Genomic DNA, 17,042 nt, shown 5'->3' on the forward strand with positions numbered 1-17,042 from the left:
GCGAAGTCCTCCTTGTGGAATGGGCCGCGCTTACCACACATCCACAGGCGGCGGAACCGGTCAGACCCGCTGGAACGACCAGCTCACCTCCGCCCCCGGCGCGGCCTTTCCGCGCAGCACGATCTGGAGGCATTTGCGCGCGCCGCCGGACGCGGCGAAAAATATGCTCTCGTCGAGCTGCGGAAAGGCGCCCTCGGCCTCGAAAATCAGGGTCTCGCCGCTCGCCAGCGCCACTTCCACCGCCTCCCCCAGCGGCGTCGCGCGCGCACGCGGATGCAGGTGGAAGCGCACGGCGAATTCAATTTCCCCCGCCTCCCGGCGTCCGCCCTCGGCGGCGCGCAGACGGTCGCAGCCGGAAAGGGTCGCGGCGTCGGCGGAAAGCACGATTTCGCGAGCGTGGACGAGGCCGAAATCGCGGGCGTAGCCGTCGTGCGACAGCATGAGCGTCGTCCCGCTCGACGCGTCGCGCCGCTCCGCCTCGACATGCCGGGGGCCCGCGACGATCCGACCGCCGCGCCCGCCGCGCGCGTCCTTCGGCGCGACGCGGGCGGAGGAGCGGTCGTCGATGACGAGCGTCGAATGGGCGGCCGTGGCGCGCGCCATGTCGCGCAAATCCTCATGCGGGGGCGACGGCGCGCCGCAATTGACGACGACCCGCTCCGGGCCGAGCGAATATTCGAAAGAGAGGCAGCCCGCATGCGCGGCGCGAGAGAACTCCGGCGGCGGCGGCGGCCCTGAATCGACGATGACGACCGCATCCTGCGCAATGAGGCGCTGATAGCCCGAATAAGGGGCCTTCAGCGGCGGCGCGCCGCGCGTATCTTCACTGGCGAGCACATTGGCGACGCGATCGAGCTCGGTCACGCCCATGCCGTTGAACAGCGCCAGCGAGTTGTCGCCATGCTGCATCATGCGCAGCGCCGGCATCATGCGGTCGATGGCGCGCATCATGGCGGCGGGCGTCTGCAGCCCGCGCGCGGCGAGAACCTGACGCAGCGGCAGAAGATCGAGCAGGAGATCGACCGCCACCTGAGGGTTGCGGCTGATATGCCCCCCGTCGGGCAAGACCTGACGCTCGAGCTCGGCCGACAGGAGGCGCGACACTTGCGGCGCGATCTTTCGGCCCGTATCCGCGCAGACGGCGAACTCCGCCAGCGCGATGGCGCAAAAGGCGCGGTCGGCGCCTTCCGCCCGGCCGGTGGCGAGCGCACGCCACAGGAGGCGCGCGCCATGGGCCAGAGCCTGCATGAAGGCGTCGTAGAATTCTGGCTCGGCGCCGTCCAGCAGGACGGGCGATTGCGCGAAGAACGACATGAGCCGCCGCGCCGCCACGGCGGGCTCCAGCGCCGGATCTTCGGGCGAGAATCTTTTGATCGCGAGAAATTCCGCGACGAGCGCCCGCGCATTGGCCTGGGCGAGCGCCTTATCGGCCGAGCGCAAATGCCTCAACCAGGAAAAGCCCGTGAGGGCCCGCCGCCAGGCGGGCGAGGGCGGCGTCAGCGCGAAGGGCGACGCGCCGTAGCTTTGCGCCGTCTTGCCGGCAAAGGAGAAATAGCCCGCATAGATTTCGTCCGCGACGGTCGGATCGGCCGTCCGAACGTCGGGCGGGGCGATCCGCAGCCGCTCGGGCGGCGCAATCGCCATGGATTTGACCATGTGATAGGGCGCGCTCGCGCGCCGCGCGAATGTCTTCGCCGCGAAAGCGCCCACGAGCCGCATCCGATCGCGCAAACCGCCGTTCAGGTCCGATCCTCCGATTCGCCGCCGCCTTCGCGGCAGGCGATGACTTGCTTAGAGCGTTTCTCGGCCCCGTGACAGATGCGAAGCGCGCACGTCTGTTTATATACGATCTTCGCGGCTTAGCGAATTTGCGGCTTCTCCACGCCAAGGCGCCGCTCGGCGTTCTAACCGCTCGCGCCTTGCGCCAGGGACTCGGGGAGAGAGCCCGTCGCTTGAAAACGCGCCGACGGAAATGGCAATGTCGGGCCGACACCTTGGAGGAGGATCTTAATGCCGCTTTACACGCTCGACGGCGTCGCGCCGCGCCTGCCCGGTTCGGGGCGCTATTACGTCGCGCCGGGCGCGCATCTGATCGGCCGCGTCGAGCTGCAGGAAGACGCCAATGTCTGGTTCAACTGCGTGCTGCGCGGCGACAACGAATGGATCACGATCGGCGCGCGAACGAATATTCAGGACAACAGCATCCTGCACACCGATATGGGCTACCCGCTCGACATCGGCGCCGACTGCACGATCGGCCACAATGTCATCCTGCACGGCTGCACGATCGGCGACGGCAGCCTGATTGGCATGGGCGCGACCATCCTGAATGGCGCGAAGATCGGCAAGAACTGCCTCGTCGGCGCCAATGCGCTGGTGACGGGGGGCAAGGAATATCCCGATAATTCGCTTATCGTCGGCTCGCCGGCGAAAATCCTGCGCGAATTGGGCGAGGAATCGCGGGCGGCCCATCTCGAGTCAGCCAAGCATTACGTCGAGAACGGGCGGCGTTATGTAAAGGGGCTGGTCGAGATCGTCTCCTGACGGGAGCTTATTTCGCCACATACATCGGCGCGCTCGTCGGGGCGCCGATCGACACCCACACATTGGGGTTTTCCTGCGACTGCCGCTTGACGAAGCGGTAGCCGGCGCGCATCCAGGGCTTCACCTCGTCGGCGAGATTGTCGAGCACGAAATCGCCGCGGCTGGTGCGCACGAGCAATACCGCGTGGCCGTCGCCACGCGCGTCCTTGACGACCGTCATCAGCAGCGCGGCGCGGGGAAAACCCGCTTCCATCAGCATCCGACGCTTCAGCAGCGCATAATCTTCGCAATCGCCTTTGTTGTCGCCGGGATAATCCCAAGCGTCGGGAACGCCCCCGTGATCGGCGTCGGCGACGGGATCGACCTTGGCGTTCACGCCGGCGTTGATCTTCTCGATCTTCTGGAACGTTGCCGGCGTCAGATCGATCGCCTCCGGCGCGCCCTGCGCCTCGTCGCATTCGCCCCCGTAGCGCTGGCAGAAATCCACCCAGCCAAAGGGCACGCTGGTCTCGGGTCCGAGCGGCGAGAGGGAAGAAACGGGCAGACGATTGCCGGCGGCGGCCGGAAACGCGGCGCCCGAGGCGAAAAAGCCAAGAACCAGAATCTTTGCAGCCTCACGCAGGACACACATTTTAACGCAACCCTAACCGCCAACCCGTCGTTAAGGAATTTTTAACGAGTGGGGCGGCTTTGCCAAGGCCTGCGTTAAGGGGTTCTTAACTTATGGTTTACGGCGGGGCCGGCGCGACGCGCCGCGCCGGCCTGTTCTATCGAGAAATGATTATTGTCCGCCAAGCCGCGAAAACCTTTCAGCGTTCGTTCGCCACATAGGCGGGGGCGGTCGTCGGCGCGCCAATGGCGACCCAGACATTCGGGTTTTCCTGCGACTGGCGTTTCACGAAGCGGTACGGCGTCTGCGTCCAGGGCCTGACCTCGTCGGTCAAATTGTCGAGGACGTATTCGCCTCGATTGGTGCGGATCGTCAGCACCGAATGGCCGTCGCCGTTCTTTTCCTTCACCACCGTCATGAGCAGCGCCTCGCGCGGAAAGCCCTCCTCGATCAGCATGCGCCGCTTGAGCAAGGCGTAATCCTCGCAGTCGCCCTTGCCGTCGGTGGGATAATCCCAGGCGTCGACGGCCGCCCAATGATCCTTGTCGGTGACGGGCGCGATGGTCTTGTTCACCCAGTCGTTGATGCGGGCGATCTTGCGCAACGCTGCGGCGGTGAAGTCGATGTCGTGCGGGGCCGTCGTCTCCTCTGGGCATTCGCCGCGATAGCGGTTGCAGAAATCTACCCAGCCAAACGGCACGCTCGTCTCCGGCCCGAGCGCCGCATAACTCGAGAGCTCCGTCCCGGCGAAGCTCGTCGCCGCCTGAGCGAGCAGCGCCGCGCCGCTCAATCCAAGAGCCACAACCGTTTTGACGACCACGCCCCGCATGACCCGCCTCCATTCGATGAGGCGAGAATAGGGTTCCAGTTTTGCTGTCCATCAAAGTAATTCGGCCGCATTTTACACGATTTCGTTCAGAACTGCGCGGCTTTACGGTAAGTATAATTTTATGCGACCAAAAAGCATAAAATTCGATGTTTTCCTCCAAATAGCTGATTTTCAATAGCTTTAGCGAGAACCTCCGGGACGGCGGGAGGCGATGCGCTTTTCTTGATCTCGACTTGGGCAGGGGTCCGTTAACGCCGCGGCCGGCGGCTGGTTAACGGGCTGGGAGGGCGTCAATTTTTGTGGCGCGGATGTGGCGAAAATCTGGAGCCGGCGGGTCCCGGTCAGAAGACCTTGGGCAATTGCGGCGCCTCGGGCAGATAGGCCGCTGGGTCCACGATGAAGGAGCGGGAGACGGCGAGACCGGCGTTGAACTGGTTGCGCGAGCCGATCACATTGGGGATGGGGCTCGAGCCGACGCTGCCGAGCAGGCGCTGGCCGCCGCCATAGATCGACACGCTGGTCAATTCGTTGATGTCGTAGCGCGCCGTCGCCATGCCGCCGGCGGCGGTGAAGCCGCCGGTCGCCGAATAGGGCGTCAACCGCCCATTCAGCGTCGCCTCCAGGGGCGTGACCGAAAAGTAAGCGTTCGCGTAGGCGTTGTCGCCGAAATTCAGCCGCGGGCCGACCGAGAGCCGGAACGGGCCGAGCGTCTCATAGGCGTCGGCGTAAAAGGCCGCGACGAAACCCTTGTGCCCGTCGACGCCCTGCCGCATCTCGGCTCGAACGCGGAAATGGTCGAAGGGATAAACTTCGACGAAGCCGCCGATCTCATGGGTCAGGCCGACCCGGCGCATGCCGAACAGCCCGTCGCGCTGGCCGCGCTGAAACACGAAGTTCGCAACCGGGCCGGCTTTCAGATAGCCGAGGTCGATCAGATCGAGGCCGAAGCCCTCGTCGGGCGTCGAGAAGCTTTCCGGCTCCCCCACCCGCCGGAACGAGACGGAGGGGAAGGGATAGGGCCGCACCTGGCCGGACCCCGGAAAACTCGGCGTGATCGCGCCAATGACGCTGACCGTCACGATCCAGCCTCGGGCGTCCGTCTTTGGCGGCGGAACCAGATCGGCGGCGACGCCAGCGCCGCCGAACCCGAGCGACGCCGCGCCCCAGACCAGAATTGTCGCCCCGAATCGCAAGGAATTCAGCCCCGCTCCAGATTGTCTTGACGATTTCCTAACAATCCGAGCGCGGCTTGGCCACTGTCTACGAAGCGAAAAAAGCGCTTGTTGCGCTTTCGTCACAATCCGTTCGCTAGCGGTAAAGCCAATCGTTGCGCCAGAGCATGCCGCGCCCGCCGAGGGCGCGAATGGCGAGGTCCCGGCCCGCCGCGCCCAGCCCGCCGAGGTGGAAGTAGTCGCCCTGCCGCCGCGATGCGCGCACGACGCGCGCGGCGCGGGCGAGGCGGCTCCTTTCATAGGTCGAAAAGGCGGTCTCGATGCGCACGCCGAGCTGGAGAAAGGCGCGCCCCAACGCCTCGGCGTCCTCGATGGCCTGCGCCGCGCCCTGCGCCAGGAAGGGAACCATCGGATGCGCGGCGTCGCCGAGAAGCGTTACGGCGCCCCTGCTCCAGAATTTCAACGGCGGACGGGCGAACAGCGGCCAGTGACGCCACGCTGCGCCGGCCTCGATGAGGGCGACGAGCTCCGGCGCCGGTCGATAGCGCTCCATCGTCCGGGCGAGCGTCGCCCCGTCGAGGGAAAGAATGGCCGCCCCGTCGCCCTGGCGCGGCGTCGAAACGATCACGACGACATTGATGACCGCGCCGTCGCGCAGCGGATAATGGACGACATGGGCGCCCGGCAACAGCCAGAGATTGTTCTCGCGGGCGCGCAGCGCGGCGGAAGCGGCCTCGGCCGGCACGAGCGCGCGCCAGGCGGTGAGGCCGGAATAGAAAGGCGCGTCGCGTTCGGTCGGCAGCAGATGGCCGCGCACGGCCGAACGCTGCCCGTCGGCGCCGACGAGGCCGGAAGCCGTGATCTCCTCGACGCCCGCCTCCCCATGGACCCGCAGGCGCACCATCCCGTCGCGATCGTCGAAATCGCCGACTCGCGCGCCGGTCCGAATTTCAATCGCCGGGTGGGCGCTTGCGGCGTCCAACAGGACTTGCTGGAGATCGGCGCGGTGGTAGACGCGAAAGGGCGCGCCATAGCGGGCGCGGGCGCCGGCGAGATCGAGCCGCGCCAGAACGGTTCCGTCGCGCCCGCGCCGGACGTTGATCGCCTGCGGCTGCAGCGCCACGGGGGCGAGCGCGGCCTCGAGACCGAGGCCGGCAAGGATGCGGCCGGCGTTGGGCGCGATCTGCAGGCCGGCGCCGACCTCCTCGATTCTGGCGGCCCGCTCCACGAGCAAGACGCGCCGGCCGGCGCGCGCGACGGCGAGCGCCGCGCTCAGACCGCCGATTCCGGCGCCCGCAATGACGATGGGGGCGCTCACGCCGGAGCGACCGCCTCAGGCCGGCTCTTCAGCGTGATAGACGCATTCTTTCGGCTCGGCGCCGCCGTGCAGGGACGCGTCAAAGACAAAGAGCGTCGAGCAATAGGGGCAGACCGCCTGCGTGTCGGCGCCCATGTCGATATAGACATGCGGATGGTCGAAGGGCGGCAGCGCGCCGATGCACATGAATTCCTTCGCCCCCACGCGAATCTCTGCGACGCCGGGCGTATTGTGGAAATGGGGCGTGGAATGTTCGGCCATGGTCCGCTTCTCTCGCTTGCCGCCGCGGGGGCGGCTCGATAAGGCTCCGCCCCCTATATTGCAGCGCCGCGCGCTTTCATAGAGGGCGCGTCTTTTCGTCCTCGCGCGCTTCGTCGGCGACGCCCAGCGCCTTCAGCCGGGCGCGCTCCGCCTCGGTGAGGGCGGCGGGGCCCTCAGGCGCGGCGCGCCGGCGGGCGGCGACGAACACGGCCGCCGCGCCCGCCAGAAGCGCCAGCAGCGGGGCGGTCCAGAGCAGGATCGTGTCCAGTTTCAGCGGCGGGCGCAGCAGCACGAAATCGCCGTAGCGGGCGTGGACATAGTCCTTCACCTGCGCGTCGCTCAAGCCCTCCTTGAGCTTCTCGCGCACGAGCACGCGCAGATCCTTGGCGAGGGAAGCGTCCGAATCGTCGACGGACTGGTTCTGACAGACGAGGCAGCGCAATTCGCTGGTGATGGCGCGGGCGCGGGCCTCCATCGCCGGGTCGGGCAGCCTTTCGCCAGGGGTGACGGCGTGGGCCGGCGCAACGAGCAGGGCCGCGGCGACGGCGAGCGCGAGGAACGCGGAGGAGGCCTTCATCATTCCGCCGCCTCCGGCAGGGCCGCGACCTTGGCGCGCCGCGCCACGCCGATCCTCAAGCGTCGGTCGGCCAGCGAGCAGGCGCCGCCGAAGGCCATGACGAGCGCGCCGATCCAGATCAGGGTGACAAAAGGCTTCCAGTAGAGTCGGGCGTCGATCGTGCCGTCCGGGTGGGTGTCGCCGATGGCGGCGTAGACCTGCCCCAGGCCCAAGGTGACGATGCCGGCCTCGGAGCGCTGCATGGCCCTCGCCTGATAAAAGCGCTTGGCCGGTTCGATTTGGGCGATCGTCCGGTCGCCCGATCGCACCGCCATTACGGCGTAGATTTCCGAGTAATTGGGGCCGTTGCGCGGGGAGAGGGCCTCGATCCCGATCTTGTAGGGGCCGACGTCATGGAAATCGCCGGGCTTCATCGCGACGATGTTCTCGACGCCCCACCCCGTCGCCGCGAGGCCGAGAAGCGTCAAGCCCATTCCGGCGTGAGAGATCGACGTGCCCCAGGCGGAGAGCGGCAGGCTCCGCAGGCGCGAGAAGACCGCGCCCATCGAGGCGGCGCGGAAGGCGGCGCGCTGGGCGACGTCGCTTAGTCCGCCGATGACGAGATAGACCGCGACGCCCGCCGTCGCGATGGAGAGAAACGGCGTCCCATAGAGGGCGCCCAAGGCCGCCGCGGCCAAGACGCCGAATGCGAAGGCCGCGCGCAGGCGCTGCAGCGCCGCCGGCAGGTCGCCGCGCTTCCAGGCGAGCATCTGGCCGATCGGCATCAACAGCGCCAGCGGCAAGGCGATCGGAATCAGCACGGTGTTGAAGAAGGGCGGGCCGACAGAAATCTTCTCGCCGGTGAACGCCTCGAGCGCCAGCGGATAGAGCGTGCCGATGACGACCGTCGCGCAAGAGGCGGAGAGCAGCAGGTTGTTCACGACCAGCGCGCCCTCGCGCGAGATCGGCGAAAACAGCCCGCCGACGGGCAGCGCGCCCGCCCGCAGCGCGAAGAGCGCCAGCGCGCCGCCGATGAAGAAGACGAGAATGCCGAGGATGAAGACGCCGCGGTCGGGGTCGCTCGCAAAGGCGTGCACTGAGGTGAGGACGCCCGAACGCACGAGGAAGGTGCCGAGGAGCGACAGCGAAAAAGCGAGGATCGCGAGGAAAATCGTCCAGACCTTCAGCGCCTCGCGCTTCTCCATCACCGCAGCGCTGTGGAGCAGCGCCGTGCCGGCGAGCCAGGGCATGAGGGACGCGTTTTCGACCGGGTCCCAGAACCAGAAGCCGCCCCAGCCGAGCGTGTAATAGGCCCAATAGGAGCCCATGGCGATGCCGAGCGTCAGCGCCACCCAGGCGAAGAGCGTCCAGGGCCGCGCGAAGCGCGCCCAGGCGGCGTCGATGCGCCCGCCGATCAGCGCCGCGGCGGCGAAGGAGAAGACGATCGAGAAGCCGACATAGCCGAGATAGAGCAGCGGCGGATGAATCGCGAGGCCGGGGTCCTGCAGGATCGGGTTGAGGTCGCGGCCCTCCCACGGCGGCTGATCGACGCGCGCGAAGGGATTTGAGGTGAGCAGGATGAAGAGCAGAAAGGCCGCGCCGAGCAGGCCCTGAACGGAGAGCGCGTCGGCGCGCAGCTTGTCCGGCATGGTTGAAGAGAACATCGCGATCAGGGCGCCGCAGAGCGAGAGCACCAGCACCCACAGCAGCATGGAGCCTTCGTGATTCCCCCAGACGCCGGAGATTTTATAGATGAAGGGCTTCAGCGAGTGGGAATTCTCGATGACGTTGACGAGCGAGAAGTCCGAAACGACATGCGCATAAGTGAGCGCGCCATAGGCGAGCGCGACTAGCAGGAATTGCGCAATCGCCGTCGGCCGCGCAACGCGCATCAGCCCGACGTCATTGAGACGCGCGCCGGCGAAGGGCAGAACGAATTGCACGAGCGCCAGCGCAAAGGCGAGAACGAGCGCGTAATGTCCGGTTTCAACGATCATGAGCGGCTGCACCAGTAGGTCGCGATTCTTGGCGGTCATGGCCCGGCTTGGCCGGGCCATCGACGCCTGGAGGGCTTCGTCGCTGGCCTGCGTCGCAGGAGCGAAGGACCATCACTTCTTCTCTCCCTGCCACACGCCCTGCTTCTTCAGGGCGTCCGCGACGTCGCGGGGCATGTAGCGTTCGTCGTGCTTGGCGAGGACGCTGTCGGCCTTGAAAGCGCCGTTCGACTGCAACTGGCCGTCGACGACGACGCCCTGCCCCTCGCGGAAGAGATCCGGCAGCAGGCCCGTATAGGCGATGGCGAGGTCTTTCGTCTGATCGGTGACGGTGAAGGAAATGTCGCGTCCGTTCCTGACGACGCTGCCCTCCTTGACGAGCCCGCCGATGCGCAGCCGCGCGCCGGGGGCGACGTGTTTCTGGGCAAGCTCGGAGGGCGTGTAGAAGAAGACGATATTGTCGCGCAGCGCGAAGAGGATCAGCCCGGCGGCGAGGCCGAGCGCCGCCAGCGCCCCGATAATCAGCGTCAGTCTTTTGCCTTTTCGCGTCATGTCGCTCTCTTGGCGGTTGTGGCCTTTGCCCGACCCTGCTCATGCAGGGGGCCGCCATCCTCCCGCCCAGCGGGAGAGGGGCTCACCCCCCGATGTTCAATTCCTTCGCCAGCGCCTCGATGCGGGCGACCTCGGCGTCTTTGCCGGCGAGCGCCTTGCGGGCGTCCGCGACGGCCTTTTTCGCCTTTTCGGCTTCCGACAGGACGCTATAGGCGCGGATGAGCCGAAGCCAGCCCTCGACGTCGTCGCTTTGCGTCTCAAGCCGCGCCGCCAGACGGTCGACCATGCCGCGGATCATCGCGTCGCGCTGGCCGGACGGCAAGGCGGCGATCGCCTTGCCCTGCTCGCCGCCCGGCGCCTGCGCGATCGGCGGCGCCGGCTCCGGCTCGCCGCGCAGCGCCGCGAGACGTCGCTTGACGGCGGGAAGATAAGGCGCGTCCGCCGGGGCGTCGGCCTCCATCCTGGCGAAGAGGTCGATCGCCTTGTCCTTATCGCCGGCCTGTTCGGCGGCGACGCCGAGATAGAAGCGGGCCATGGAGAAGGACGGATCGATGGCGAGCGCCGCCTCGAATGCCTTTTTCGCCTCGGCCGTCACCTGGCCCTGGGCGACGACCATGCGCGCCTGGCCGAGCGCGGCGTGGCGCTGCGGCGTGGCCCCGAGCAGCTTCAAGGCCTGCTCATAGGCGTTGATCGCCGCCTCTCCCCGGCCGGTGCGCAGATAATAGGGCGCGACGACCTCGAAGCCGCGGCCGTCCTCGGGATGCTCGCGCAAGTGCTGCTCGATGCGCGCCACGGCGCCGGCGAGATCGCCCTTCTCCGGCGCGGCGTCCAGCCTTGCGGTCAAGGGCATGTCGGGACGCGCGGCGTTGCCGAGCCGCAGATAAAGGGGCACGGCGACGGCCGGAATCATCACGATGGCGGCGAGCGCCGCAATCAGCGCCGTCTGGCGCGAGCGGGCCGGCGCGGCCTTTTGCGCGGCCTCGGCGCGCAGCAGGCGACGCGCGGCCTCGGTGCGGGCGGCGTCCGCCTCGACGGCGTCGAGGCGGCCCTCGTCGCGCTCGCGCTCGATCTCGGCGATCTGCTCCTCGAAAAAGGCGACGTCGGCGGCGCTGGCGTCCCTGGCTTCGCCGCGCAGGGCGAGCGGCGCGAGCACGGCCATGACGGCGGCGCCGGTGAGGAGGGCGAAGACGAGCCAGATCATGGAGGGCTGTTTAAGGCTTTGCCCCGCGGTTTGGAAGAAAAATGCGGGCGGCGCCACTTCGCGCCGGAATTAGCCCAGCCGCGAAGACCAGTATAAGATAGCGAAAGCCTTTCCCGAGCTGCGCCGCCATGACCTTAGGATTTCTGACGCCCTCGATCGAGCAGCTCTCCAACGTGATCTCGCAGGTGACGGGCCCCGCCTTCCTGCTGGCGGCTGAAGCGCAATTGCTCAGCGTCCTCATTTCCCGCCTCGATCGCATCGTCGATCGAGCCCGCGACATCGCCGAAATGAGCGAGGAAGACGCCCGCGCGCATCGCAAGGTCGAGCTGCCAATCCTGCGCAGGCGCGCCAAGCTCGTGCACCGTTCGATCTATCTGGGCGTCGCGAGCTGCGTCGTCACCAGTTTTCTGGTGATTCTCGGATTTGGAGCCGCCTTCTTTCGTTTCCGTCACGAATATGGCGCCGGCGCGCTGTTCATCCTCGCGATGGCGCTGTTCACCTGGGCGCTCATCGCCTTCGCGAGAGAGCTTCGGCTCGGCTATTCCGAGATAGAGGCCGGCGCCGAGCTCCTGAAGAAGCCCGGATGGCTGCGGCGATCACACGCGCAAAAGTGAAGGCCGCCTCACGCCGCGCCGAAGACGCGGCGGAAAATCGTGTCGACATGTTTGAAGTGGTAGGAGAGGTCGAAGAGCTCGTCGAGCTCCGCTGGCGAGAGTTTTGCGGAGACGTCGGGGTCCTGCCCGAGCAGCGTGCGAAACTCCCCTTCCCCACGCCAGACCGGCATGGCGTTCCGCTGCACCATGGCGTAGGCGTCTTCGCGCGACACGCCTTTTTGCGTCAACGCGAGCAAAACGCGCTGCGAGTGGACGAGCCCGCCCAGCCGGTCGAGATTTTTCTGCATGTTCTCCGGATAGACGAGCAGATTCTCGATCACATTGGTGAGCCGGGCGAGCGCGAAATCGAGCGTCACGGTGGCGTCGGGCCCGATCATGCGCTCGACCGAGGAGTGCGAAATATCGCGCTCGTGCCAGAGCGCCACATTCTCCATGGCGGGGATCGCCATGCCGCGCACGAGCCGGGCGAGGCCGGTAAGATTTTCGGTCAGCACCGGATTGCGCTTATGCGGCATGGCCGAGGAGCCCTTCTGCCCGGCCGAGAAATATTCCTCGGCCTCCAGCACTTCGGTGCGTTGCAGATGGCGAATCTCGGTCGCGAGCCGCTCGACCGAGGAGGCGACGACGCCGAGCGTCGCGAAAAAGGCCGCATGGCGGTCGCGCGGAATGACCTGCGTCGAAACGGGCTCCGGGACGAGGCCCATCTTATGGGCGACATATTCTTCGACGCGCGGGTCAATATTGGCGAAAGTGCCGACCGCTCCGGAAATCGCGCAGGTCGCGACTTCTTTTCGAGCCTGCACGAGACGCTCGCGGGCGCGGGAGAATTCGGCGTAGGCCTGCGCCATTTTGAGGCCGAAGGTCACGGGTTCGGCGTGAATGCCGTGCGAGCGGCCGATGGTCGGGGTGAATTTGTGCTCGAAAGCCCGCTTCCTGATCGCGGCGAGCAGCGCGTCGACGTCGGCGATGAGCAAATCGGCGGCGCGCGACAGCTGCACGGCGAGGCAGGTGTCGAGCACGTCCGACGAGGTCATGCCCTGATGCACGAAGCGCGAGTCCGGCCCGATGAATTCGGCGAGATGGGTCAGGAAGGCGATGACGTCGTGCTTCGTCACCCGCTCGATTTCGTCGATGCGGGCGACGTCGAACTGCACGAAATCCGCCTTGTCCCAGATGTTCTTGGCGCTTTCCTTGGGGATGACGCCGAGTTCGGCGAGCGCGTCGCAGGCATAGGCCTCGATCTCGAACCAGATGCGAAAGCGCGTCTGCGGCTCCCAGATCGTCGTCATCTCGGGGCGGGAATAGCGGGGGATCATGGGCTCTGTGCTCTCGTCGCGCGGGTGAACATGCTCGCGCGGGCGCTATCACAGTGACGAAGAAAGCGCAAAGCGGGCGGGACGAAACAGGCGCCGACGCCTCTCATGCAGCGAGACGCCGCCTTCGGCGGCTCCTCGCCAAGAAACGCTTTTTCACATTAATTCATAGAGTAAGGATCGTCCTGAGGAGCCCCCGCAGCGGACGTCTGGGCGGACGCGGCCGTCTCGGGGGCTTGTCGCCGACGCGCGACCGGCCCCGCTTTTGTATGCGCTCGGCCCGTCCGCTTGATATATCCATCGCGGGGCGGGCGGCGCCCGGGGGAGGCCGGAATGGAACAGGAACGCCTGGCGCGCATCAAGGCGGGGGTCGTGGAGGAAGGCCGGCAGCTTCTCGTCATCTTCCTCTACCTCTGGGTGCTGCTGACCCTCTTCTCCCTCCACAAGGCCGTCATTTTCAACGAAGATCTGCTGACCTATCAGCAGGGCCTCGCGCTCATCAACGCCCTCGCCCTCGCCAAGATTATCCTGATCGGACAGAAGCTGCATCTCGGCGAGCCCAACAGGGATGCGCCCGTCGCAGTCCCGGCGCTGATCAAAGCGGCGATCTTCGGCCTGCTTCTCGTCGCCTTCCATGTCGTCGAGGAGACGCTCATCGGCGTCTTCCACGGCAAGACCGTGCGGGAGGCGATCCCGACGATCGGCGACGGCTCGCTGCAGGCCATCCTCATGACGGCGATCATCGCCACGGTCGGGCTCATCCCCTTCTTCGCCTTTGTCGAGCTCGAGCGGGTTCTTGGGACCGACGAACTGCGCACCCTGCTCTTCGGCCGGCGGCGCGCCAGAAACGCGTCGGGAGAACATGTCGAGCGGCATTTCCTCAATTCGGAGACCGTGCGCGACGTCGTCATCGGCATGGCGGACGGGCTCACCGTGCCCTTCGCCCTCGCGGCCGGCATATCGGCGGCGATCGCCTCGACGCGCGTCGTCGTCACGGCGGGGCTCGCCGAAATCGTCGCCGGCGCGACGGCCATGGGGCTCGGCGGCTATCTCGCGGCGCGCAGCGACCAGGAGCACTTCCACTCCGAAGAGAAGCGCGAATATGCCGAGGTCGAAAAACTTCCAGACCAGGAGCGCCGTGAGCTGCGCGAGATTTTCGCCCAATATGGGCTCGAAAAGCCGGAGGTCGACACGGTCGTCTCGGCGCTCTCCGCGGACAAGAAGCGCTGGGTCGATTTCATGATGCGCTTCGAGCTGGGGCTGGAGCGGCCCGACCCCAAGCGCGCGCCGGTCAGCGCGGCGACGATCGCCGCGGCCTACGCGATTGGCGGTCTGATCCCGCTCGCGCCTTACATCGTCGAGGACGATATCCGCCGCGCGCTGCTCCATTCCGCTCTTTTTACCGGCGTCGCGCTGCTTGTTTTCGGCGCGGTCAAAGGGCGGCTCACCGGCGCCGATCCTGTGAAATCCGGCCTGCAGACCTTTCTCGTCGGCGGGCTCGCGGCCGGCGCAGCCTATTATCTCGCCTCGCTTTTCGGCTGAAGCCTCGCTTTGAGCGCTTCGCTCGCGCAGGACGGCGGTGTGGCGTCGGGGCGTCGCGCCGACCATATGAAGATCATGGGAGGCGGCATGCAGAAGGCGGATGTGATCGTTCTCGGGGCAGGCATGGTCGGCGTCTCGGCGGCGCTGCATCTGCAGGCGCGCGGGCGGGACGTGGCGCTGGTCGACCGGCGCGGCGCAGGTCTCGAGACGAGCTTTGGCAACGCCGGCCTGATCGAACGCTCGTCGATCTTCCCCTATCTCTTCCCGCGCGACCCGAAGCGCCTCGTCAAATATGCGCTGAACCTGCTCCCGGAAGCGCATTATCACGTCGCCGCTTTGCCCTCGGTCGCGCCCTGGCTCATGCGCTACTGGCGCGCGAGTTCGCCGGAGCGGGTGGCAAAAAGCATCGCCGGCCGGCGTCCGCTGATCGAGCGCAGCCTGATCGAGCACGAGGCGCTGATCCAGCAGGCGGGGGCTGGCCGGCTCATCCGCTACACGGGCTGGATCAAGCTGTTTCGCAGCGACGAGACCCTGGCGCTGGGCGTGGCCGACGCGGAGAAGCTGCGCGCCTATGACCTCCACATCGACATTCTGGATTCGAAGGGCGTCGCCGCGCGCGAGCCGCATCTCGCCAAGGTCGCGGGCGCCGTCCACTATCTCGACACAGCCTCGGTGAGCGATCCGGGGGCGCTCGCCAAGGCCTATGCCGATCTCTTCCTCGCCCGCGGCGGGCGTTTCGTCTCGGCCGACGCCCTGACGCTCGAACAGGAGCCGGACGGCGGCTGGAGCGTCGCGGGGCCGGAGGGGCGCCTTGCGGCGCCCGACGCCGTGCTCGCGCTCGGCCCCTGGTCCGATCAGATTTTCCGCCGCTATGGCTATGAGATGCCCTTCGGCTTCAAGCGCGGTTACCACATGCATTACGCGCCGCAGCCGGGCGCGACGCTCAACCACCCGATCCTCGACGCCGACAATGGCTATCTGCTGGCGCCGATGGACCGGGGGATCCGGCTGACGAGCGGCGCGGAGTTCGCGACCCGCGACGCGCCGCCGACGCCGGTGCAAATCGAGCGCTGCGAGCCGATTGCGCGGACGCTGTTCCCGCTCGGGCCGGCGCTCGACCGGGCCCCCTGGAAAGGCGCCCGCCCCTGCCTGCCGGATATGCTCCCGGTTCTGGGACCGGCCCCGCGCCACAAGGGACTGTGGTTCGATTTCGGCCACGCCCATCACGGCCTGACGCTCGGGCCGGTGACCGGGCGCCTCCTCGCCGAAATGATGACGGGCGAAACGCCCTTCACCGATCCCGCCCCCTATCGCGTCGACCGTTTTTAAAGCCGCGCAAGCTTCACACGGGTTTCGTGATCTGAAACTGTCGGGCTCTGGCCCGAATCGCGCCCGACGGCGCCGTTGGAATGATCATGCGCGCCGCGGAACGACTTGCCTTTATCGACGGATGGCGCGCAGTCGCGATCCTTCTCGTTTTTGCCGACCACCTCGGCATGAACAAGGAGATCGGCGCCTTTTATGAGCAAAGCGCGATCGGCGTGGTCTCCCAATATGGCGAGACGGGCGTCTTCATCTTCTTCTTTATCAGCGGCTATGTCGTCAGTCTGACCGCGCTGCGGGAGGTCGCGGCGACCGGCGGCTTTTCCGCCCCCGCCTTCTATGCGCGGCGCTTTTTCCGCATCGCGCCGCCGCTGACGCTCTATCTTGGCGCGCTGGCGGCGCTGGGCCTTGCCGGCCTCATCGACGTCTCCGCCGAAAACATCGTCAGCGCGGCCCTCTATCTTTGCAATTCGACCGCGCCCGGCGCGTCCTGCAACTGGTATGTCGGCCATACCTGGAGCCTCGCTTTCGAGGAGCAGTTCTACTGCCTCTTTCCCCTGGCTTTCGCCTGGTCGGCGCTCGGCAAAGCGCCGCGCCCGGCCCTGGCTGCGGCGGCCCTCGCCTTTGCCGCCCTGCCGTTCGTTTTCACCGTCTGGTGGATCGGCAAGATCGGCTGCGTCGTCGCCTATGGGCTCTTTTCGGCAGGCTGGGCCGCCGCGAAACAGGGCGGGGCGATCGAGGCTCTCTTCCAGAATTGGCGGACGCCGGCCTTGGCGCTGGCCGCGCTGATCGTGTTTGCGCCGAGGAGCGTCGTCGCGGCTTTCGGAGCCGACGAAGCGGCGCGCGCGGAGCTGATCGCCTGGTATCGCCTGGCCTATGTCGGGGCCATTCCGGTCCTCGTGCTGCTGTCGGGGGCGGCGGGCGGCGTGTTGCGTAAATTGCTCTCGATCGGCGTCGTCGGGGCGTTGGGCCGCGCCAGCTATTCCGTCTATCTCTGGCAGCAGCTCTGCAACGGCCCGATTTTCAGCGACCTCGGGGCCGCCGAACAGGTCGCCTTGCTGGCCGGGACAATCCTGTTCTGCCTTGGCCTCTTTCGCATCGAACTCAGAGTGATCGGCCTCGGCCAGGCGCTCTCCCGGCGCTTTCAGCGGCGAGAGGACGCCGAAGCGGCGCCCAGCGCCGTCGCGATCGGCCCGGCGCATTGAAGGAAAAC

The 17,042-nt window shown here is 67.0% G+C and carries 16 protein-coding genes; 5 read left to right on the top strand and 11 right to left on the bottom strand.

The features are described from left to right. Positions 1-60 precede the first annotated feature (60 nt). Positions 61-1,719, bottom strand: coding sequence for a heparinase II/III family protein (locus tag RVU70_RS04985; RefSeq protein ID WP_363349975.1), 1,659 nt, complete (start codon positions 1,717-1,719; stop codon positions 61-63). A gap of 291 nt (positions 1,720-2,010) precedes the next feature. Between RVU70_RS04985 and RVU70_RS04990 the strand changes: the two genes are divergently transcribed. Next, positions 2,011-2,544 carry a gamma carbonic anhydrase family protein gene (locus RVU70_RS04990; protein ID WP_363349976.1) on the top strand — a complete coding sequence of 178 codons (534 nt, stop codon included), beginning with the start codon at positions 2,011-2,013 and terminating at the stop codon, positions 2,542-2,544. A 7-nt stretch (positions 2,545-2,551) separates the two neighbouring features. On the opposite strand, the gene RVU70_RS04995 is transcribed toward RVU70_RS04990, so the two are convergent. The 9 genes from RVU70_RS04995 to ccmI form a co-directional block, all read right to left on the bottom strand. Next, on the bottom strand, positions 2,552-3,175 hold the full coding sequence (locus tag RVU70_RS04995) for a transglutaminase-like cysteine peptidase (protein ID WP_363349977.1): 624 nt from the start codon (positions 3,173-3,175) through the stop codon (positions 2,552-2,554). A gap of 178 nt (positions 3,176-3,353) precedes the next feature. After that, entirely contained in the window at positions 3,354-3,983 is a 630-nt protein-coding gene (locus RVU70_RS05000) for a transglutaminase-like cysteine peptidase (RefSeq protein WP_363349979.1), read from the bottom strand. Positions 3,984-4,324: 341 nt separating this feature from the next. Then, positions 4,325-5,176 (bottom strand): MipA/OmpV family protein, encoded by an 852-nt coding sequence (locus tag RVU70_RS05005; RefSeq protein ID WP_363349980.1) that lies wholly within the window; start codon positions 5,174-5,176, stop codon positions 4,325-4,327. A 115-nt stretch (positions 5,177-5,291) separates the two neighbouring features. Then, positions 5,292-6,473 (bottom strand): FAD-dependent monooxygenase, encoded by a 1,182-nt coding sequence (locus RVU70_RS05010; protein ID WP_363349981.1) that lies wholly within the window; start codon positions 6,471-6,473, stop codon positions 5,292-5,294. Positions 6,474-6,488: 15 nt separating this feature from the next. After that, positions 6,489-6,734, bottom strand: a complete 246-nt coding sequence (locus tag RVU70_RS05015; protein WP_363349982.1) for a zinc-finger domain-containing protein — start codon at positions 6,732-6,734, stop codon at positions 6,489-6,491. 76 nt (positions 6,735-6,810) lie between these two features. After that, a complete protein-coding gene (locus RVU70_RS05020) occupies positions 6,811-7,311 on the bottom strand; it encodes a cytochrome c-type biogenesis protein (RefSeq protein ID WP_363351229.1) in 501 nt (166 codons plus the stop codon). Then, positions 7,311-9,287 carry a heme lyase CcmF/NrfE family subunit gene (locus RVU70_RS05025; RefSeq protein WP_363351231.1) on the bottom strand — a complete coding sequence of 659 codons (1,977 nt, stop codon included), beginning with the start codon at positions 9,285-9,287 and terminating at the stop codon, positions 7,311-7,313. Before RVU70_RS05025 ends, RVU70_RS05020 begins: the two co-directional genes overlap by 1 nt. A gap of 111 nt (positions 9,288-9,398) precedes the next feature. Beyond that, positions 9,399-9,836 carry a cytochrome c maturation protein CcmE gene (gene ccmE / locus RVU70_RS05030; protein WP_363349983.1) on the bottom strand — a complete coding sequence of 146 codons (438 nt, stop codon included), beginning with the start codon at positions 9,834-9,836 and terminating at the stop codon, positions 9,399-9,401. Positions 9,837-9,918: 82 nt separating this feature from the next. Beyond that, positions 9,919-11,037, bottom strand: coding sequence for a c-type cytochrome biogenesis protein CcmI (gene ccmI, locus RVU70_RS05035; protein WP_363349984.1), 1,119 nt, complete (start codon positions 11,035-11,037; stop codon positions 9,919-9,921). Between the two features lie 128 nt (positions 11,038-11,165). Here ccmI and RVU70_RS05040 point away from each other — a divergent pair, with 128 nt between their 5' ends. Beyond that, positions 11,166-11,651 (top strand): DUF2721 domain-containing protein, encoded by a 486-nt coding sequence (locus tag RVU70_RS05040; RefSeq protein ID WP_363349985.1) that lies wholly within the window; start codon positions 11,166-11,168, stop codon positions 11,649-11,651. Between the two features lie 8 nt (positions 11,652-11,659). Here the strand turns inward: RVU70_RS05040 and purB are convergent, their stop codons facing one another. Further along, positions 11,660-12,967: an adenylosuccinate lyase gene (purB, locus tag RVU70_RS05045; RefSeq protein ID WP_363349986.1), complete on the bottom strand. Its 1,308-nt coding sequence runs from the start codon at positions 12,965-12,967 to the stop codon at positions 11,660-11,662. 816 nt (positions 12,968-13,783) lie between these two features. Between purB and RVU70_RS05050 the strand changes: the two genes are divergently transcribed. From RVU70_RS05050 to RVU70_RS05060, 3 genes are all read left to right on the top strand, one after another. Continuing rightward, entirely contained in the window at positions 13,784-14,506 is a 723-nt protein-coding gene (locus RVU70_RS05050; protein WP_363351233.1) for a VIT1/CCC1 transporter family protein, read from the top strand. A gap of 87 nt (positions 14,507-14,593) precedes the next feature. Next, positions 14,594-15,835: an FAD-dependent oxidoreductase gene (locus RVU70_RS05055; RefSeq protein ID WP_363351235.1), complete on the top strand. Its 1,242-nt coding sequence runs from the start codon at positions 14,594-14,596 to the stop codon at positions 15,833-15,835. Between the two features lie 80 nt (positions 15,836-15,915). Next, complete coding sequence (locus RVU70_RS05060; protein WP_363349987.1) at positions 15,916-17,034, top strand: acyltransferase; 1,119 nt, start codon at positions 15,916-15,918, stop codon at positions 17,032-17,034. Positions 17,035-17,042: the final 8 nt, after the last annotated feature.

This window comes from Methylocystis echinoides (assembly GCF_040687965.1).
Taxonomy (GTDB): Bacteria; Pseudomonadota; Alphaproteobacteria; order Rhizobiales; family Beijerinckiaceae; genus Methylocystis; species Methylocystis echinoides_A.